We start from the raw sequence: 14,416 nt of genomic DNA on the forward strand, positions 1-14,416 counted from the left end.
CGAGGCCGGGGCGGGCACCGTCCATGTTCGACGTGGCCCGCCGTGCCGGGGTCTCCCACCAGACGGTGTCCCGGGTGCTGAACGCGCACCCCAACGTCCGGGAGAGCACCCGGGTGCGGGTCCGCACCGCGATCGAGGAGCTCGGCTACCGGCCGAACCGTGCCGCCCGCACCCTGGTGACCGGCCGTGACCGGGTGCTCGGGATCGTCGCCCCCCGGTCCACCCTGTTCGGTCCGGTCTCGCTGCTCGCCGCGTTCGAGGAGCAGGCGGTCGGTGCCGGATTCGGGGTCAGCGTCGTCCGGGTCCGCGAGATCGACGGCGGGTCGGTGCGCGAGGCCGTCCAGCGTCACCTCGACGGGCAGGTCGCCGGGATCGTCGTGATCGCGCCGGTCGCGTCGGTGGCCGAGGCGCTCGACTCCGTCCCGGGTGACGTCCCGCTCGTGACCGTCGACGGCGACCCCGAGCAGCAGCTGCCGATGGCGACGGTCGACCAGGTCGAGGGCGGTCGGATCGCCACCGAGCACCTGCTGGCCGCGGGGCACGCGACCGTCTGGCACGTCGCAGGCCCCACCGACTGGTTCGACGCGGCGGGCCGCGCGGCCGGCTGGGCCGCGGCACTGCGTGCGGCCGGGGCCGAGGTGCCCCCGGTGATGGCCGCGGACTGGAGCGCGGACGCCGGGTACCGGGCGGGGGAGCTGATGGCCCGGATGCCCGAGGTGACCGCGGTGTTCGCCGCGAACGACGCGCTGGCCACCGGCCTGCTGCACGCCTTCCACGACCGCGGCCGGCGGGTCCCGGGCGACGTCAGCGTCGTCGGGTTCGACGACGTGCCCGTCTCGGCGCACCTGATCCCGCCGCTGACGAGTCTGCGCGCGGACTTCGAGGCCGTCGCCCGGGAGGCGCTCGACCTGCTGCTGAACCACGGCGACGGTCCGGACGCGCCGCAGGCGGTGCACCGGAGGATCGCCCCGGTGCTGGTGTCCCGCGACAGCGTCGGCCCGCCGCAACGCTGACGGCCGCCGTCAGTCGGTGGTCTGCACCTTCGTCGCGAGCAGCTCCCAGCTGCGCCACCAGCTCTCCCGGCGCGGCGCCGGACCGGTGACGATCAGCTCGTCGGCGTCGGCGCGGGCGGCGAACTCCTCCAGGTACGCGGTGACGGTCTCCGGTGTCCCGACCGCGGTGTAGCGGGTCATCGACCGGATCTGCTCGCCCGAGGCGCTGTCGAGGACCGCGTCGGCCTCGGCGTCGGTCAGCGAGGCTCCCCGTCGGCCGGTGAACAGCCGCACCCGGGACCGCTGCACCTCGCGCTGGATCTGCTGCGCCTCGTCCTCGGAGTCCGCGGCGATCACGTTCACCCCGGCCAGGACGTGCGGGGCGGACAGCTGCTCCGAGGGCCGGAACTCGCGGCGGTAGAGCGCCACGGCCTGCTCCAGGGCGTCCGGCGCGAAGTGCGAGGCGAAGCCGTAGGGCAGCCCCAGTGCGGCCGCGACCTGCGCGCCGTAGAGCGAGGACCCGAGGATCGTCAGCGGGACCCCGGTGCCGCGGCCCGGGTGGGCCTCGACGCCCGGGACCAGGCTGGTCGTCCCGAGGAAGGCCTGCAGCTCCTGCACGTCCTGCGGGAAGGTCTCCGACGCGCGCGGATCCCGCCGCAGGGCCGCGACGGTCGCCTGGTCGGTGCCGGGCGCGCGGCCGAGCCCCAGCTCGATGCGGCCGGGGTGGAGCTCGGCGAGGGTGCCGAACTGCTCGGCGATCTGCAGCGGCGAGTGGTTCGGCAGCATCACCCCGCCGGAGCCGAGCGTGATGCGCTCGGTGTGCGCGGCGACGTGGGCGATGACCACGCTCGTCGCAGCCGACGCGATCGAGCCCATGTTGTGGTGCTCGGCGTACCAGATCCGCCGGAACCCCCAGTCCTCGGCGCGCTGCGCCAGCCTGGTGCTGGCCTCCAGGCCCTGGGCGACGGTCTCACCCCGGGCGACGGTGGCCAGGTCCAGGATCGACAACGGCAGCGGTAGCGGCATGACAGCACCTCACGGATCGACACGGTGACCTCTCGGTCAACGAACCGGAGGCCCATCCTCTTCCGTCCCGGGGGTTCCGGATCGGAAATGTGGCGACCCCGCGCGCGGCGGGAAGTCCTGCACCCCGAGCGCGACGCCGATCCGGCCCAGCGCCGCCCGGTCCTGCGCGTCGAGCCGGTCGAGGACGACGTCCCGGACCGCACGCAGGTGGGTCGGTGCAGCGGCGTGCACGACGTCGAACCCGGCGTCGGTGAGGGCGGCGAGGGTGTAGCGGCCGTCGTCGGGATCGGGGGAGCGGTGCATCCAGCCGCGGCCCTCCAACCGCTTCACCACGTTGGACAGCCGCGACAGCGAGCCGTTCGTCAGGAAGGCGAGCTCGCTCATCCGCAGCCTGCGTCCCGGTGCCTCGGACAGATGGCTGAGCGTCAGGTACTCGAACAGCGTGATGCCGTGCGCCTGCTGCAGCGGGGCCTCCAGCCGGCCGGGCAGCAGCATGATCAGCGAAATCACACTCGTCCACGCCGCCTTCTCCTCGCCGTCCAGCCACGTCGGCTCGTCACCACCGACCTCCGGCGTCGCCCGCTCCGTCGTCACCCGTCGCCCCCGTCCCTGGTTCCGAGCTCGTACTTTACAGGTGAAGCCATGAGTTGTAGCTTGAATTCATGAGTGAAGTCATTGACCACGCGACCCTCACGTTCCACGTCACGCCGGGCTACGGCGTCACGGCCCGCGACCTGCTCGGCTACAGCCAGGCGGTCCGGATCGGCGACCGGGTGGAGACCTCGGGCCAGGGTGGCTGGAACGACGACCTGGTCGTCGCCGAGGACCTCGAACAGGAGATCGTGCAGGCGTTCGACAACGTCGGGCGCACGCTCGCCGAGGCGGGCGCGACCTGGGCCGACGTGGTCCACGTGAACTCCTACCACAAGGTCGAGCCCGGGGCCGAGGCCATCGGCGACGAGCACAACCGGGTCATGGTCCGGGAGTTCCGCAACCGGCTCGGCGGGCGCGCGCCGGTGTGGACCCAGACCGGGGTCACCGTGCTCGGGCTCGCCACCATGCGGATCGAGATCCGGGTGACCGCCCTGGTCGGGTCGGCCGGCTGAGGCCGGCTCAGCGGGTCCGCTCGTAGTGCCGGCGCGCCTTGGCGCGGTTCCCGCAGACCGCCATTGAGCACCACCGGGCGCGGTTCGCGCGGCTGCGGTCGAGCAGGAACAGTCGGCACGCGTCGTTGGCGCAGGGGCGCAGCCGCCCGGGCAGCTGCTCCTCGACGGCGGCCCAGGCGAGTACGGCCTCGACGGCGAGCCGGGCGTGCGGGGGCGTGACGGTCCGCCAGGTCAGCCGGCCGTCGGTGAACTCCGGTGTCCGGCGCACGCCGTCGAGGAGCGGGGCCAGCGCGACACCCGGGTCGGCGTCCCCCCGTGCGACCCGGGTGAGTGCGTCCCGCGCGCGGCGCAGTGCCGCCAGCTCCTCCGGGTCGCCGTCCCCGCCGTGCCCCCGTGCCCAGCGGCGTCCCGAGGTGGGGTCGCGGAGGGCGTCGCGCTCCGTGCCGTCGACCAGGGGTCTGCTGTTGAGCAGGTCCAGTAGCAGGTCCACGTCGCCTCCTAACCGCATCGACTTCTTTGACAGGTTACATGCGAGCGTGCTTCCGTGACGGTGTCTAACCACATCGAGCACGTGAAGGAGTTAGCCATGCCGCTCGTCCACCATCGGACCGCGACCGTCGACGGACACGAGGTCTTCTACCGGGAGGCCGGTCCCGCGGACGCACCCACGATCGTCCTCCTGCACGGTTACCCGACCAGCTCGTCGATGTTCCGGCACCTGATCCCGCTGCTGGCCGGCGACCACCACGTGATCGCACCGGACCACCTCGGCTTCGGGCACTCCGCCGCCCCGCCGGCGGCCGAGTTCGACTACACCTTCGACGCGCTCGCGGACGTCACCGACGGGCTGCTCGAGCTGCTGGGGGTCGACCGCTACGCGCTCTACGTCCAGGACTACGGCGCACCGATCGGCTGGCGGCTCGCCCTCTCCCACCCGGAGCGGATCACCGCGATCGTCACCCAGAACGGCAACGGCTACGAGGACGGGTTCGTCGAGTCCTTCTGGACCGACGTCTGGGCCTACGGGGCCGCGCCCGGCCCGGAGACCGAGCCCCCCGTCCGTGCTGCCCTCGGCCTCGACGCGATCCGGTGGCAGTACCTGCACGGGGTGCCCGACCCGGGCACGGTGGACCCGGACACCTGGCACCACGACCACGCGCTCGTCTCGCGCGAGGGCAACGACGCGGTCCAGCTCGCGCTGTTCCGCGACTACCGCACCAACCGACCGTTGTACCCGCGCCTGCACGAGTTCCTGCGGACCTCGGGGGTCCCTGTGCTCGCGGTGTGGGGGCGCAACGACGAGATCTTCGGACCGGACGGGGCACGGGCGTTCGCCCGGGACGCCCGCGACGTCGAGGTGCACCTGGTGGACGGCGGCCATTTCCTGCTCGAGAGCCACCTCGACGTCGTCGCCGGGCACCTGCGGCGCTTCCTGGAGCGGGTCCCGCGGTGAGGCGTGCGCCCGACGGTGGACGCGCGGGTCGGTCCCGGCCGCGACGACGACCGCCGCTCACGCGGCAGCCAGATCGGCCTCCAGTGCCTCGGTGAGCAGCGCGACCAGCGCCTCGCGCTGCACGTCGGCCGACGAGCCGGACACGTCGTCGGCGCCGTCGAGTGCCGCCGCCGCGAGACCGGCCTTGGCGTCGATCAGGTCTGCGATCCGGGCGTCGATCGTCTGCGCGGCGAGGATCCGCCACGCGGTCACCGGTTCGGACTGACCGATCCGGTGGCTGCGGTCGATCGCCTGGGTCTGCTCGGCCGCGGTCCAGGACAGCTCCGCGAGCACGATGTTCGACGCGACCTGCAGGTTCAGCCCGACCCCCGCCGCGGTCAGCGAGCACACCGCCACCGCGACGCCCGGGTCGTTCACGAACGCGTCGATGTTGCGCTGGCGCACCGTCGGCGTCTGGTCGCCGCGGATCGAGGAGTACCGCACGCCCTGCTTGGCGAAGGTCTGCTCGGCGGCGTCCATGACGTCGACGTGCTTGGCGAAGAACACGACCTTGCCCGCGCTGCGCGCGATCTGCACCGCGTAGTCCGCCGCCAGCCCGGCCTTGGCCCGGCCGAGGCGGCGCATCATCGTGAACACGTTGTCCCCGGAGCCCGCCTCCGCCGCGTCCTTCTGCTCCCAGCCCGCGACGTCGCGGACCAGGCCGTGGTCGATGCCCTCGACGCCCGGGCCGGACCGCCGGGCCGCCAGCGCCGCGGTGTAGCGGGCCACCATCCGCCGGGCCAGCGCCTTCTCCGCCGCCCGGATCGACCGGCCGGTCGGGCCGTCGATCTCGACGGGCAGGTCGGCGATGCGCCGGGCCGGGATGTCCGCGGCGACGTCGATCTTGCGACGACGCACGATGCCCATGTCGACGACGCACTGGCGGGCGGCGCGCTCGAACAGCCCGTCGGCCGGGGTCATCCCGGTCGCGGTCAGCGCGTCGAGCAGCTCGGCGCGCGGCTTGGTCGCGTCGATCCAGCCGAGGAACTGCCAGATGGCGAGGAAGTCCTCGACGTCGTTGATCAGAGGGGTGCCGGTCAGCGCCATGAGCAGCGGTCGCGGGATGAAGGCCCGGATCTTCTCGGCGATCTCCAGGACGTGCTTGGACCGCTGCGAGGTGCGGTTCTTGATGAAGTGCGCCTCGTCGACGACCATGCCGCGGAACCCGAAGTCGCCCAGCCAGCCGATGTGCCGGTCGAGCACCTCGTAGTTGACGACGACGATGTCGGCGAAGCCGTCGACGGAGTCGCCGTTGCCCTGGATCGCGGTCGCGGACCGGCGCGGCGCCCACAGCGCGGCCTCGCGCACCCAGTTGGTCTTCACCACGTTCGGCACGACCACCAGCAGCGGGTAGGCGTTCGCCGCCTCCGCCGCGCGCAGCGCCTGCGCGGTCTTGCCCAGGCCCGGCTCGTCGGCGAGCAGGAAGGTGCGGTGCCCGTTCTCGGCGGCGGCGACGAGCTTCGCCTGGTGCGGCATCAGCTCCCGGCCACCCGGGATCGGGCGGGTCGACGGCTCGGGCAGCTCCATGCAGGCCGGGGCACCGGCCCCGGCACGCTCGAAGGAACGCAGCAGCGGGCCGAGCAGCTCCCAGCCGGTCAGCGGGGTCGGGCGCGGGCCGCTCGGCGGGGCGGCGGAGAAGTCGGGCGCCAGGAACGGGTTGGCCATCTGCCGGGCCACCACGGACCGCGGCACGACCTGCGGCTTCGCCGGGACCTGCGGGACGTCGACGGGCTCCGGTTCCGGCTCCGGCTCGTCGACCTCGATACCGGCCGAACGCAGCATCTCCCGCTTCAGCGCGCGCGCCGAGTCGGAGACGACGGCGTCGTCGGCGAGCAGTGCCAGCAGGCCGGCGTCGCGCACCGCGTCCATCGCCAGCGCCTTCGCGATCTCGTCGAGGCGCTGCAGGGTCTCGGCGCGCTTCGCGTCGTCGTGCCGGTCACGGACCCGGGCCCGTTCGTCACGCAGCAGTAGCGCCACCGTCTGGAACTTGGTGCGGGTGGCCGGGGTGACCCGGCCGCTCCGCAGAGCCGTCCGCACCTCGCGGGCGGCCCCGGTCAGCACCGACATCACGTCGTTGCCGCGCGGGCGGCGACGTCGCTGGGGGGTGCCCTGGCGAGCCCCGGTCCGGGGCCTGCCTCCTCGCGCCACGTACTGCTCCTGTCGACGTCCTGCGGCGCCGGTCCGTGGCCGCGTCCCTTGTGGGGGCCGCGGCCGGACGTGCTCGACGTGACGAAGGGCCTGATGGCCCCTCCGCACCACGAACCGGCCGGTGGGGGATCGCAGTCACGGAGGTCGGCGGTCCGGCTGCGGGAAGCGCCACAGGCCGTCGACGGTGTCCGGGACCCGCTCTCCGCCCCGGCCGTCGGAACGCCCGGGACGGGCGGCAGATCTGATCCGGGTGCCACCCTACCCCGCGCGGGCCCGGTCGGCGCGTGACACACCGGTGGCGGTCGACACCACTGCCGATACCCCTGCCGACAGCACTGCCGTCACCGGTCCGGGCCGACCGGTCCCTCGATCCGGAACAGCCGGCGGGCGTTGCCCTCGGTGAACAGGGCGCGGTCGGTGGCGTCGAACTCGTCGAGGAACGCCTCGACCTCCACCCGCGACGGGTGCTGGAAGGGGTGGTCGGTCGAGAACAGCAGCCGGTCGGGCGTCGTCACCGCGAGCGCGTGCTGCAGGTGCGCGGGGTCGAGCATGCCCGAGCAGGTGAGCACGATGTTCTCGCGCACGTACTCGGGCACCGAGCGTTCCAGCCCCGCGACCCGGGCGACGCCGTTCGCCCGGTCGGCCCAGTAGGGCAGCAGCTCCCCCCAGTGGCCGAGCACGACGGTCAGACCGGGGTGCCGGTCGAAGGTACCGCGGGCGATCAGGCGCAGCACCGCGACGGCGGCCTCCACGTGCCAGCCCCACCCGAACGTCGCGAGCGCCAGGTCGGTGGTGGTGCCGAACCCGGAGTACGACGCGTCGCGCACGGCGGGCGGCGGGACCTGCGGGTGCACGAACACCGGCAGCGCACGCGCCGCGGCGACGGCGAACAGGTCGTCGAGGCGCGGGTCGTCGAGCAGGAGCTCGCCGCTGCGGCCGTAGACCATCGCCCCGACCATGCCCAGGTCGGCGGCGCGTTCCAGCTCGGCCGCGACCGCCGACGGCGCCGCGGTGGGCAGGGTCGCCATCGCCCGCAGGCGTCGCGGACGGTCGGCGACGGCCGCGGCGGCGGTGTCGTTGAGCTCGCGGCACAGCGCGACCGCGTCCGCCGGGTCCAGCGGCCCGGTCGAGGGCGGGGCGATCGAGAGCACCTGCAGGTCGACGCCCTGGGCGTCCATCGCGGCGATCCGGCCCGCGCCGAGGTCGTGCAGCTGCGCGAGGTGGTCGCCGATGTCGTTCAGCGCGGTGCTCGGGTCCCGCCGGTCCGCCGGCAGGGCGGCCAGCGCCGCGTCCAGCGCGGGGGAGGTCCAGTGCTCCTCGACGGCGATGATCGACATGGGTGCTCCCGCGGCTGTCGGAGGACCGGCCTCGCGACCACGGGGCCGACGACGATGCTGCCACCGCAGGGACGGCGGGGTCGCAGCGCCCGGTGCCGCCGGGCGGGCGGGTCGACCATCGTGATGCAGGCGCCGCCTCAGCCGCGCAGGATCCGCGGGATCGCCTGCCGCACCGCCGCGAGGTCGGTGAGGACCTCGACGGCGCCGGCCGCGGTCAGCTCGTCGACACCGGCACCGCCGGTGCGCACCGCGTAGGCCGGGTGCCCGGCGGCCGCCGCGGCGCGCACGTCCCACTCCGAGTCGCCCAGCACGAACGCGGTCGACCCGGCGACCCGGCGCACCGCGGTCCTGACCAGGTCCGGGTCGGGCTTGGTGCGGCGCGCGTCCTCCCGGGTGAGGCAGGCGTCGGCCAGCTCGCGCCCGCCGAACAGGTCGAGGTAGGCATCGACGTGCTCCGGGTCGCCGGAGCTGGCCAGCACGACCTTCATCCCGAAGCCGTCGCGCAGGTCGGCGAGCAGCTCCGCGGCCTGCGGCAACGCGACGACCTCGCCGAGCAGCGGGTCGAACTCCTCCTTCCAGGCCGCGCGGGCGTCGTCGCCGTGGGCGTCCTCGAACTCCTGCCCCGCCACGGCGGGTACCAGCTGGTCGCCGCCCATCCCGACGGCGCGGTGCAGCCGCCACAGCGGCACCGTGACGTCGAACCGGCGCAGGGCGCGGGACCAGGCGAGGGCGTGGTGGTAGTTCGTGTCGACGAGCGTGCCGTCGACGTCGATCACCGCGGTGTCCGGGGTCGTCATCCGCGCGGGGTACCCGCGCGCCGCCGGTCCAGTCCGGGTCCGCCCGGTGATCTGCGCCCTGCGGTGCCGCCGGGTGGAGCGACCGGCCTGCCGGACCGCGGCCGCCCTGTTCGGGCTGCCGACGCTGGTCGGGGCCGGGGACGCCGTCCCGCTCGCCGACGGTGCGTTCCCGGCCTGCTGGTGTCTCGGCGTGCTCTGCACGGTCGAGGACAAGGCCGCCGTGCTGGCCGAGCTGCACCGGGTGCTCCGCCCTGGCGGGTCGCTCGGGCTGCTGGTGTTCCTGGCCGACACCGAACGCCCGGCCGGGTCCCCGGAGGGCAACCGGTTCCCGTCGGCGCCGGAGCTGCGCGCCTTGCTGCACGACGCCGGGTTCGCGCTCACCGACGAGGCGGCGCTCACCGCCTTTCCCCCGTCCCCGCAGGACTGGCGGGACAGCACGGCCCGGGTGGACGCGGTCCTGGACCGCGACCACGGGCACGATCCGCGCCACGCCGCGGCCCGCGAGCAGTCCGAGCGGATCGGGCGGCTGATCGCCGACGGCACCGTCACCGGCCTGCTGCTGCACGCCGTGGCCCGCTGACCCCGGCGCCCGCCGGGCTCACGCGACCGGCATGCCCGCCCCGCCCGCGCCGACACCCGGCCGGGGCTGGGGGAGCGCCGGACCGGCGTCGCGCAGCAGGTCGGCCAGCCCGCCGCGGGCACGGCCCCGGGTGCGGGCGCTGGTCCGGACCGTCCCGGGCGCACCTGGGACGACGCGGTAGCCACCGGCCCGCAGCCGGGCGACGAGCCCGTGGTCCTCGCCACAGGCCAGCGGCGGGAACCCGCCCACCGCCGCCCACGCGTCGGCGCGCACCCCCAGGTTGGCGCCGTACACCGGGTGCTCGGGCGGCGCCGGCTCCCCGGGCGGGCGCGGCAGCCCGGGCACGTCGAGCACCACCCCACCGGCGACGGCGTCGGCGCCGGCCGCGGCCAGCGCCAGGTGCGCGGCCACCCAGCCGGGGGTCACGGTGCCGTCGGCGTCGGTGCCGAGCAGCCAGCTCGTGGCGGGGGTGGCGCCGTCGGCGGCGAGCAGCGTGGCCAGGGTGCGGGCGGCGACCTCGCGGACCGCGCCGATCGTGACCGGTCCGGCGACCTCGTGCGGCCGCTGCACGGGCCGGCCGCCGGGCAGCGGGGCCACCCCGGCGGTGGGTTCGAGCACCGTCACCCGCACCCGGGCCGCGGCCGGGTGCGTCGCGGCCGCGGCCCTGGCGAGCGCGGCGGTGGTGTCGGAGCAGCGGTCGGCGACCACGCACAGCGCCCGCGCGGTGAGCCCTGGCGTGTGGTCGAGGGACGTCAGCACGGAGCGGACGCACGCGGCGACGGTGGCCGCCTCGTCGTGGGCGGGGACGAGCACCCCGACGGCGGACGGTGCGCCACGGGTCCGCACGGGCCGGCTCACCGGCGCCGGACCACGTGCAGCAGGAACTGCTCGTCGGTGTGCTCGACGAGGGTGTCGAAGCGGTCGTCGGCCAGCACGCGTGCGTGCACGGCCGCGGCGTCGGCTGGTGCCTCGGCGGGCCACTGCCGCCAGTGCACCAGCACCAGGTCGCCGCCCGGCACCAGCGCACCCGCGATGCGGTCGAGCACGGCGTCGACCCGCGTGGCGGGCAGGTAGTAGAGGAACTCCGCGAGCACCACGAGGTCGACCCCGCCGGGGACGGCCCGGTCGTCGTCGACGTCGGCCCGGAGGATCTCGACGCCCGGGGTCCCGCCGACGGCCTCGGTGGTGGCGGCGACGGCCTCGTCGACGACGTCGGAGGCCACCAGCCGGTCGCAGCGGGCCGCCAGCGCGCGGGTCAGCTCGCCGAGCCCGCACGCCGGTTCGGCGGCGAGGGCGTAGTGGTCCCGGGGCAGGCAGGCCAGCAGGACGTCGCGCTTGCGCCGCTCGTAGAACGAGCCGCGCACGTCCCAGGGGTCGGCGCCGTCGCGGTAGAGCCCGGCGAACAGCTCCGGCGGCGCCCCCGAGGGTGACGGCTCCCGGAAGTGGACCTCGTGGTCGCCGTCGAAGTGCGCGAGCGTCGCCGCGGACAGCACCGCCCGGGTCCCGCCGGGCGGCACCGCGGACTGCGACGCGTGCGCGGCGATCGCGCGCCGCCGGGCGTCGCGGTCCTCGGGCGACAGGGTCAGCCGGTGGGCGCGCTCCCACGGCACGCCGGGGTCGGTCGGTGGGATCCGGGTGCGCGCCCAGATCGGGAACCCGAAGCCGTGGGCGGTCACCGGGGCGGCCCGGGGGCAGGCCCGCCCGACCGCGGCGTGGTCGGGGTGGGGGTCGCCGCGCCACGGGCTCGCCCAGGCGTCGGCGCCGGCGAGCAGCCCGGTCAGCGGCCCGACGAGCTGGTCCTCGTGCAGCGCCGAGTCGGGCAGCCCGAGCCGGTGGACCGTCGCGGGGACGCCCAGCTCGGCCAGCGCCGCGTCGAGCTCGGCGAGGCGGGTGCGGGCCAGCTCGGCCCGGTCGATCGACCCGACCTCGGGCAGGGCGGCCTCCCCGTCGCTGGCCAGGACGATCTCGACGGTGCCGCCCGCGGCGACGACGCCGCGCATGAGCCCGGCCGCGCCGAGGGTCTCGTCGTCGGGGTGGGCGCAGACCACGACCAGGCGGCCGAACGCCGACGGGTCCAGCTCGCGCCGGGCGAGGGTCACGGCCGCGTCCTCCCAGACGTGCGCGGTCTGTACGGGCTCCATCAGGTCACCGGGGCGACCAGGGCGCGCCCGAGGGCGGCGAGGTCGCGTCCGCCGTGGTGCTGGCGGAGGTAGATCTGCAGGTCCGCGAGACGTTCGGTGAGCAGCGGCGACCCGGCCAGCCCGGCCACCCCGGCGATCTCCGGGGCGGCGTCGAGGACGGTGCGGCACGCCCGCTCCACCGCGGCCCGCACGGTGGCGACCGCGTCGTGGTGGGGGCTCGTGGGGTCGGCGTCGATCCGGGCGGCGGTGACGGCGAGCAGGGCGTCGGCGGCGGCGACGGCCGCGTGCACCGCCCCCAGCGCGGCGAGCCGGTGCGGGTCCGGGTCGGTGGTGCGCAGGGGTTCCGCGACGTGGTCGACGACCGCGGCGGCGGCACCCAGCCACACCGCGGCCACCCCGGCGCCGCCGTGGGCGAAGCCGGGGCGCGCGGTGTAGGCGTCCGGGCCGCCGACGACGGCCTCGGCCGGCACGGGCACGTCGTGCAGTACGACGTCGTGGGTGTCGCTGGCGGCCATCCCGGACGCCCGCCAGGCGGTCACCCGTTCCACCTGCGGGGCGCGCAGGTCCAGGTCCACGAGCCGGGTGCCGTCCTGCGCACCGGCGACGACCAGGGCCCGGTCGAGCAGGTGGGTGCCCGAGCAGAACCGCACGGTGCCCGTGAGGCGCAGCCCGTCGCGGCCGCCGTCGAGCCGGGCCCCGCCGCCGGACCGCGACGCCCAGACCCCGTAACTGGCGCCCGGGGCGGGGGAGCGGTGGAGGTCGGCGAGGATCGCGACGGCGTCGGCGTGCCCCTCGGCGAGCCGCGCGACCGGCAGGTCCCGTCGTGCGATGCGGGCCAGCCGGGCCCACCGGGTCGCGGTCGCCCCGGCGCCGGGCAGCGGGAGGTCCAGCTCACCGGCGGCCACGACGGCCGTGAGCGTCGCCCCGGGTGCGGCCGGGAACGGCTCGGTGGGGCCGGTCGGCGCGGGCACCGGGTCCAGGACGCCGGTGCCGGTGACGGCGGGTCGGTGATCGATGGTCACGGATGACCGTATGTCCGTCCCCCGCGGGTCCAAACCCGACCGGAGGGTGGTCGGGCTCAGCCGTACAGCCGCCGGTGGGCGAACCGGACCGCGCCCCGGTAGAGCGCACCGGTCGCCCCCGCCGCGGCCAGCGCGGCCCGCGCCGCGTTGGCGCCGGGCCCGCCGTGCACCGCCCCGCCGGGGTGCGCCGACGCCCCGGCCAGGAACAGGCCCGGCACCGGGGTGTCGGCGCGGCCCAGACCCGGCACCGGACGGAACACCAGCTGCTGGTGCACCGCGGAGGTGCCCGCGGTGATCGCCCCGTCGACGAGGTTGCCGTCGCGGCGCTGCAGGTCCGCGGGCCCGGCGACGGCGCGGGCCCGGACCAGCGACCCGAACCCGGGGGCGTGGTCCTCCACCACCTGCTGCATCCGGTCGGCCCAGCGCAGCACCTCGTCGCGGCCCCAGCCGAGCCCGCGCGGCACGTGGGTGTAGGCCCACGCCGACTCGGTGCCGGGCGGGGAGCGGGTCGGGTCGGCCGTGGTCATCTGCCCGAACAGCAGGAACGGGTCGCCGGGCAGCCGGCCCGCGGTGAGGTCGGCGGCGTAGCGGCGCAGGCCGTCGAGGTCGGCGCCCAGGTGCACGGTGCCGGCCGACCGGGCGCCCGGCGCGGTCCAGGGGACCGGCCCGTCGAGCGCCCAGTCGAGCTTCACCGTCGAGTGGTCCCACTGGAACCGGTCGAGGTCGGCCACGAAGCGGGCCGGCAGGTGCTCCTCGCCGACGAGGTCGCGGAAGAGGCGGGGCGCGTCGACGTCGGCGAGCACCGCCCGGCGGGCGAGGACACGCTGCCCGGCCGCGTCCACGACACCGCTGGCCCGCCCGGACGGTCCGACCAGCACGGTCCGGACCGGTCGTCCGCAGTCGAGCCGACCGCCCCGTGCCGTGAGCCGGGCGACGAGGGCGCCGGTCAGGGCACCGGCACCGCCCTCCGGGACGGGGAAGCCGACGCGCTGCCCGACCATCGCCAGCAGCCAGCCGTAGGCGGCGCCCGCCGCGGAGTCCGGCCCGAGGTCGGTGTGCAGGGCGTTGCCCGCGAGCAGCAGCGGGGCGGCCCGGCCCCCGAAGTGCTCCTGGGCCATCCGGGCGACCGGCTGTACCAGCATCCGGGCCAGCCGCAGGGCGTCGCCGGTGCCGAGCGTGCGCAGCAGCCGGGTCGCCGGGCGGACCGGTGGGAACGGGCGCAGCGCGGCCGCGAGGACGTCGTCGCCGATCCGGTCCCACTGCGCGACGAGGGCGCGCCACGCGGCGCCGTCGCCGGGGTGGTCGTCGTCGAGCGCGTCGGCGGTGTCGTCGAGGCGGCGGTGCAGCACCGCGCACCGGCCGTCGGGGGTGGGGTGGGCGAGCACGGCGGGGGCGTGGCGCCACACCAGCCCGTGCGCGCCGAGGTCGAGCTCGCGCAGCACCGGGGACGCGGCGCCGAGGGGGTGGAAGGCGCTGGCGAGGTCGCTGACGAAGCCGGGCGCGGTGATCTCGGCCGAGCGCACGGCGCCGCCCGGCGCCTGGGCGGCCTCGCAGACCAGGACGTCCCAGCCGGCGTCGGCGAGCAGGTTCGCCGCGACGAGACCGTTGTGCCCGGCCCCGACGACGACGGCGTCGACCCGTTCTGCCACCCGTTCTGCCACGCGGTCCCCCTCCCGTGCCACGGCCCGCGGGCCCGCCGTGCATCCGCGGTACCCGGGCTCACGGACGTCATGCCGGTCACGACGGGCAGCCCGCCGGTGCGCGGGTGGCCGCGC

The 14,416-nt window shown here is 76.1% G+C and carries 14 protein-coding genes; 4 read left to right on the forward strand and 10 right to left on the reverse strand.

Features of this window, described 5'->3' with window-relative positions; all coding sequences use genetic code 11:
* Window positions 1–23 precede the first annotated feature (23 nt).
* The gene (locus Ae331Ps2_RS22730; RefSeq protein WP_139318726.1) at window positions 24–1,013 is read left to right on the forward strand and encodes a LacI family DNA-binding transcriptional regulator; all 990 of its coding nucleotides are present in this window, start codon (window positions 24–26) and stop codon (window positions 1,011–1,013) included.
* Between the two features lie 9 nt (window positions 1,014–1,022).
* On the opposite strand, the gene Ae331Ps2_RS22735 is transcribed toward Ae331Ps2_RS22730, so the two are convergent.
* Together Ae331Ps2_RS22735 and Ae331Ps2_RS22740 are read right to left on the reverse strand one after the other, a co-directional pair.
* The gene (locus Ae331Ps2_RS22735; RefSeq protein WP_075306625.1) at window positions 1,023–2,018 is read right to left on the reverse strand and encodes an LLM class flavin-dependent oxidoreductase; all 996 of its coding nucleotides are present in this window, start codon (window positions 2,016–2,018) and stop codon (window positions 1,023–1,025) included.
* Between the two features lie 36 nt (window positions 2,019–2,054).
* Window positions 2,055–2,612, reverse strand: a complete 558-nt coding sequence (locus Ae331Ps2_RS22740; protein WP_233147526.1) for a MarR family winged helix-turn-helix transcriptional regulator — start codon at window positions 2,610–2,612, stop codon at window positions 2,055–2,057.
* Window positions 2,613–2,680: 68 nt separating this feature from the next.
* Between Ae331Ps2_RS22740 and Ae331Ps2_RS22745 the strand changes: the two genes are divergently transcribed.
* Window positions 2,681–3,124: a Rid family hydrolase gene (locus Ae331Ps2_RS22745; protein WP_075306624.1), complete on the forward strand. Its 444-nt coding sequence runs from the start codon at window positions 2,681–2,683 to the stop codon at window positions 3,122–3,124.
* Window positions 3,125–3,131: 7 nt separating this feature from the next.
* Here the strand turns inward: Ae331Ps2_RS22745 and Ae331Ps2_RS22750 are convergent, their stop codons facing one another.
* Window positions 3,132–3,614, reverse strand: coding sequence for a CGNR zinc finger domain-containing protein (locus tag Ae331Ps2_RS22750; protein WP_075306623.1), 483 nt, complete (start codon window positions 3,612–3,614; stop codon window positions 3,132–3,134).
* Window positions 3,615–3,710: 96 nt separating this feature from the next.
* Between Ae331Ps2_RS22750 and Ae331Ps2_RS22755 the strand changes: the two genes are divergently transcribed.
* A complete protein-coding gene (locus Ae331Ps2_RS22755) occupies window positions 3,711–4,577 on the forward strand; it encodes an alpha/beta fold hydrolase (RefSeq protein ID WP_075306622.1) in 867 nt (288 codons plus the stop codon).
* 57 nt (window positions 4,578–4,634) lie between these two features.
* Here the strand turns inward: Ae331Ps2_RS22755 and Ae331Ps2_RS22760 are convergent, their stop codons facing one another.
* From Ae331Ps2_RS22760 to Ae331Ps2_RS22770, 3 genes are all read right to left on the reverse strand, one after another.
* Complete coding sequence (locus Ae331Ps2_RS22760) at window positions 4,635–6,764, reverse strand: DEAD/DEAH box helicase (protein ID WP_075306621.1); 2,130 nt, start codon at window positions 6,762–6,764, stop codon at window positions 4,635–4,637.
* Between the two features lie 341 nt (window positions 6,765–7,105).
* A complete protein-coding gene (locus tag Ae331Ps2_RS22765; protein ID WP_075306620.1) occupies window positions 7,106–8,101 on the reverse strand; it encodes an amidohydrolase family protein in 996 nt (331 codons plus the stop codon).
* 137 nt (window positions 8,102–8,238) lie between these two features.
* Complete coding sequence (locus Ae331Ps2_RS22770) at window positions 8,239–8,898, reverse strand: HAD family hydrolase (RefSeq protein ID WP_075306619.1); 660 nt, start codon at window positions 8,896–8,898, stop codon at window positions 8,239–8,241.
* 73 nt (window positions 8,899–8,971) lie between these two features.
* Here Ae331Ps2_RS22770 and Ae331Ps2_RS22775 point away from each other — a divergent pair, with 73 nt between their 5' ends.
* Window positions 8,972–9,478, forward strand: a complete 507-nt coding sequence (locus tag Ae331Ps2_RS22775) for a class I SAM-dependent methyltransferase (protein WP_158071486.1) — start codon at window positions 8,972–8,974, stop codon at window positions 9,476–9,478.
* 18 nt (window positions 9,479–9,496) lie between these two features.
* On the opposite strand, the gene Ae331Ps2_RS22780 is transcribed toward Ae331Ps2_RS22775, so the two are convergent.
* Genes Ae331Ps2_RS22780 through Ae331Ps2_RS22795 form a run of 4 tightly spaced genes read right to left on the reverse strand, consistent with a single transcriptional unit; the run spans window position 9,497 to window position 14,302 of the window.
* Window positions 9,497–10,336, reverse strand: a complete 840-nt coding sequence (locus tag Ae331Ps2_RS22780) for a glycosyltransferase family 2 protein (protein WP_212567655.1) — start codon at window positions 10,334–10,336, stop codon at window positions 9,497–9,499.
* A complete protein-coding gene (locus Ae331Ps2_RS22785) occupies window positions 10,333–11,619 on the reverse strand; it encodes a bifunctional PIG-L family deacetylase/class I SAM-dependent methyltransferase (protein WP_083695879.1) in 1,287 nt (428 codons plus the stop codon). Before Ae331Ps2_RS22785 ends, Ae331Ps2_RS22780 begins: the two co-directional genes overlap by 4 nt.
* Window positions 11,619–12,641, reverse strand: coding sequence for an acyl-CoA dehydrogenase family protein (locus Ae331Ps2_RS22790; RefSeq protein ID WP_083695880.1), 1,023 nt, complete (start codon window positions 12,639–12,641; stop codon window positions 11,619–11,621). The genes Ae331Ps2_RS22785 and Ae331Ps2_RS22790 overlap by 1 nt, the downstream gene beginning before the upstream one ends.
* Window positions 12,642–12,697: 56 nt before the next feature.
* Window positions 12,698–14,302: an NAD(P)/FAD-dependent oxidoreductase gene (locus Ae331Ps2_RS22795; protein WP_233147527.1), complete on the reverse strand. Its 1,605-nt coding sequence runs from the start codon at window positions 14,300–14,302 to the stop codon at window positions 12,698–12,700.
* Window positions 14,303–14,416 lie beyond the last annotated feature (114 nt).

Origin of the sequence: Pseudonocardia sp. Ae331_Ps2 (assembly GCF_001932405.1) — a bacterium.
In the GTDB taxonomy this organism is placed as follows: Bacteria; Actinomycetota; Actinomycetes; order Mycobacteriales; family Pseudonocardiaceae; genus Pseudonocardia.

Excerpts from the sequence above, each read along its gene's own strand:
- Ae331Ps2_RS22735 (WP_075306625.1), bottom strand. The coding sequence starts at position 2,018 with ATGCCGCTACCGCTGCCGTTGTCGATCCTGGACCTGGCCACCGTCGCC.
- Ae331Ps2_RS22745 (WP_075306624.1), top strand. The coding sequence starts at position 2,681 with ATGAGTGAAGTCATTGACCACGCGACCCTCACGTTCCACGTCACGCCG.
- Ae331Ps2_RS22755 (WP_075306622.1), top strand. The coding sequence starts at position 3,711 with ATGCCGCTCGTCCACCATCGGACCGCGACCGTCGACGGACACGAGGTC.
- Ae331Ps2_RS22765 (WP_075306620.1), bottom strand. The coding sequence starts at position 8,101 with ATGTCGATCATCGCCGTCGAGGAGCACTGGACCTCCCCCGCGCTGGAC.
- Ae331Ps2_RS22785 (WP_083695879.1), bottom strand. The coding sequence starts at position 11,619 with ATGGAGCCCGTACAGACCGCGCACGTCTGGGAGGACGCGGCCGTGACC.
- Ae331Ps2_RS22770 (WP_075306619.1), bottom strand. The coding sequence starts at position 8,898 with ATGACGACCCCGGACACCGCGGTGATCGACGTCGACGGCACGCTCGTC.
- Ae331Ps2_RS22730 (WP_139318726.1), top strand. The coding sequence starts at position 24 with ATGTTCGACGTGGCCCGCCGTGCCGGGGTCTCCCACCAGACGGTGTCC.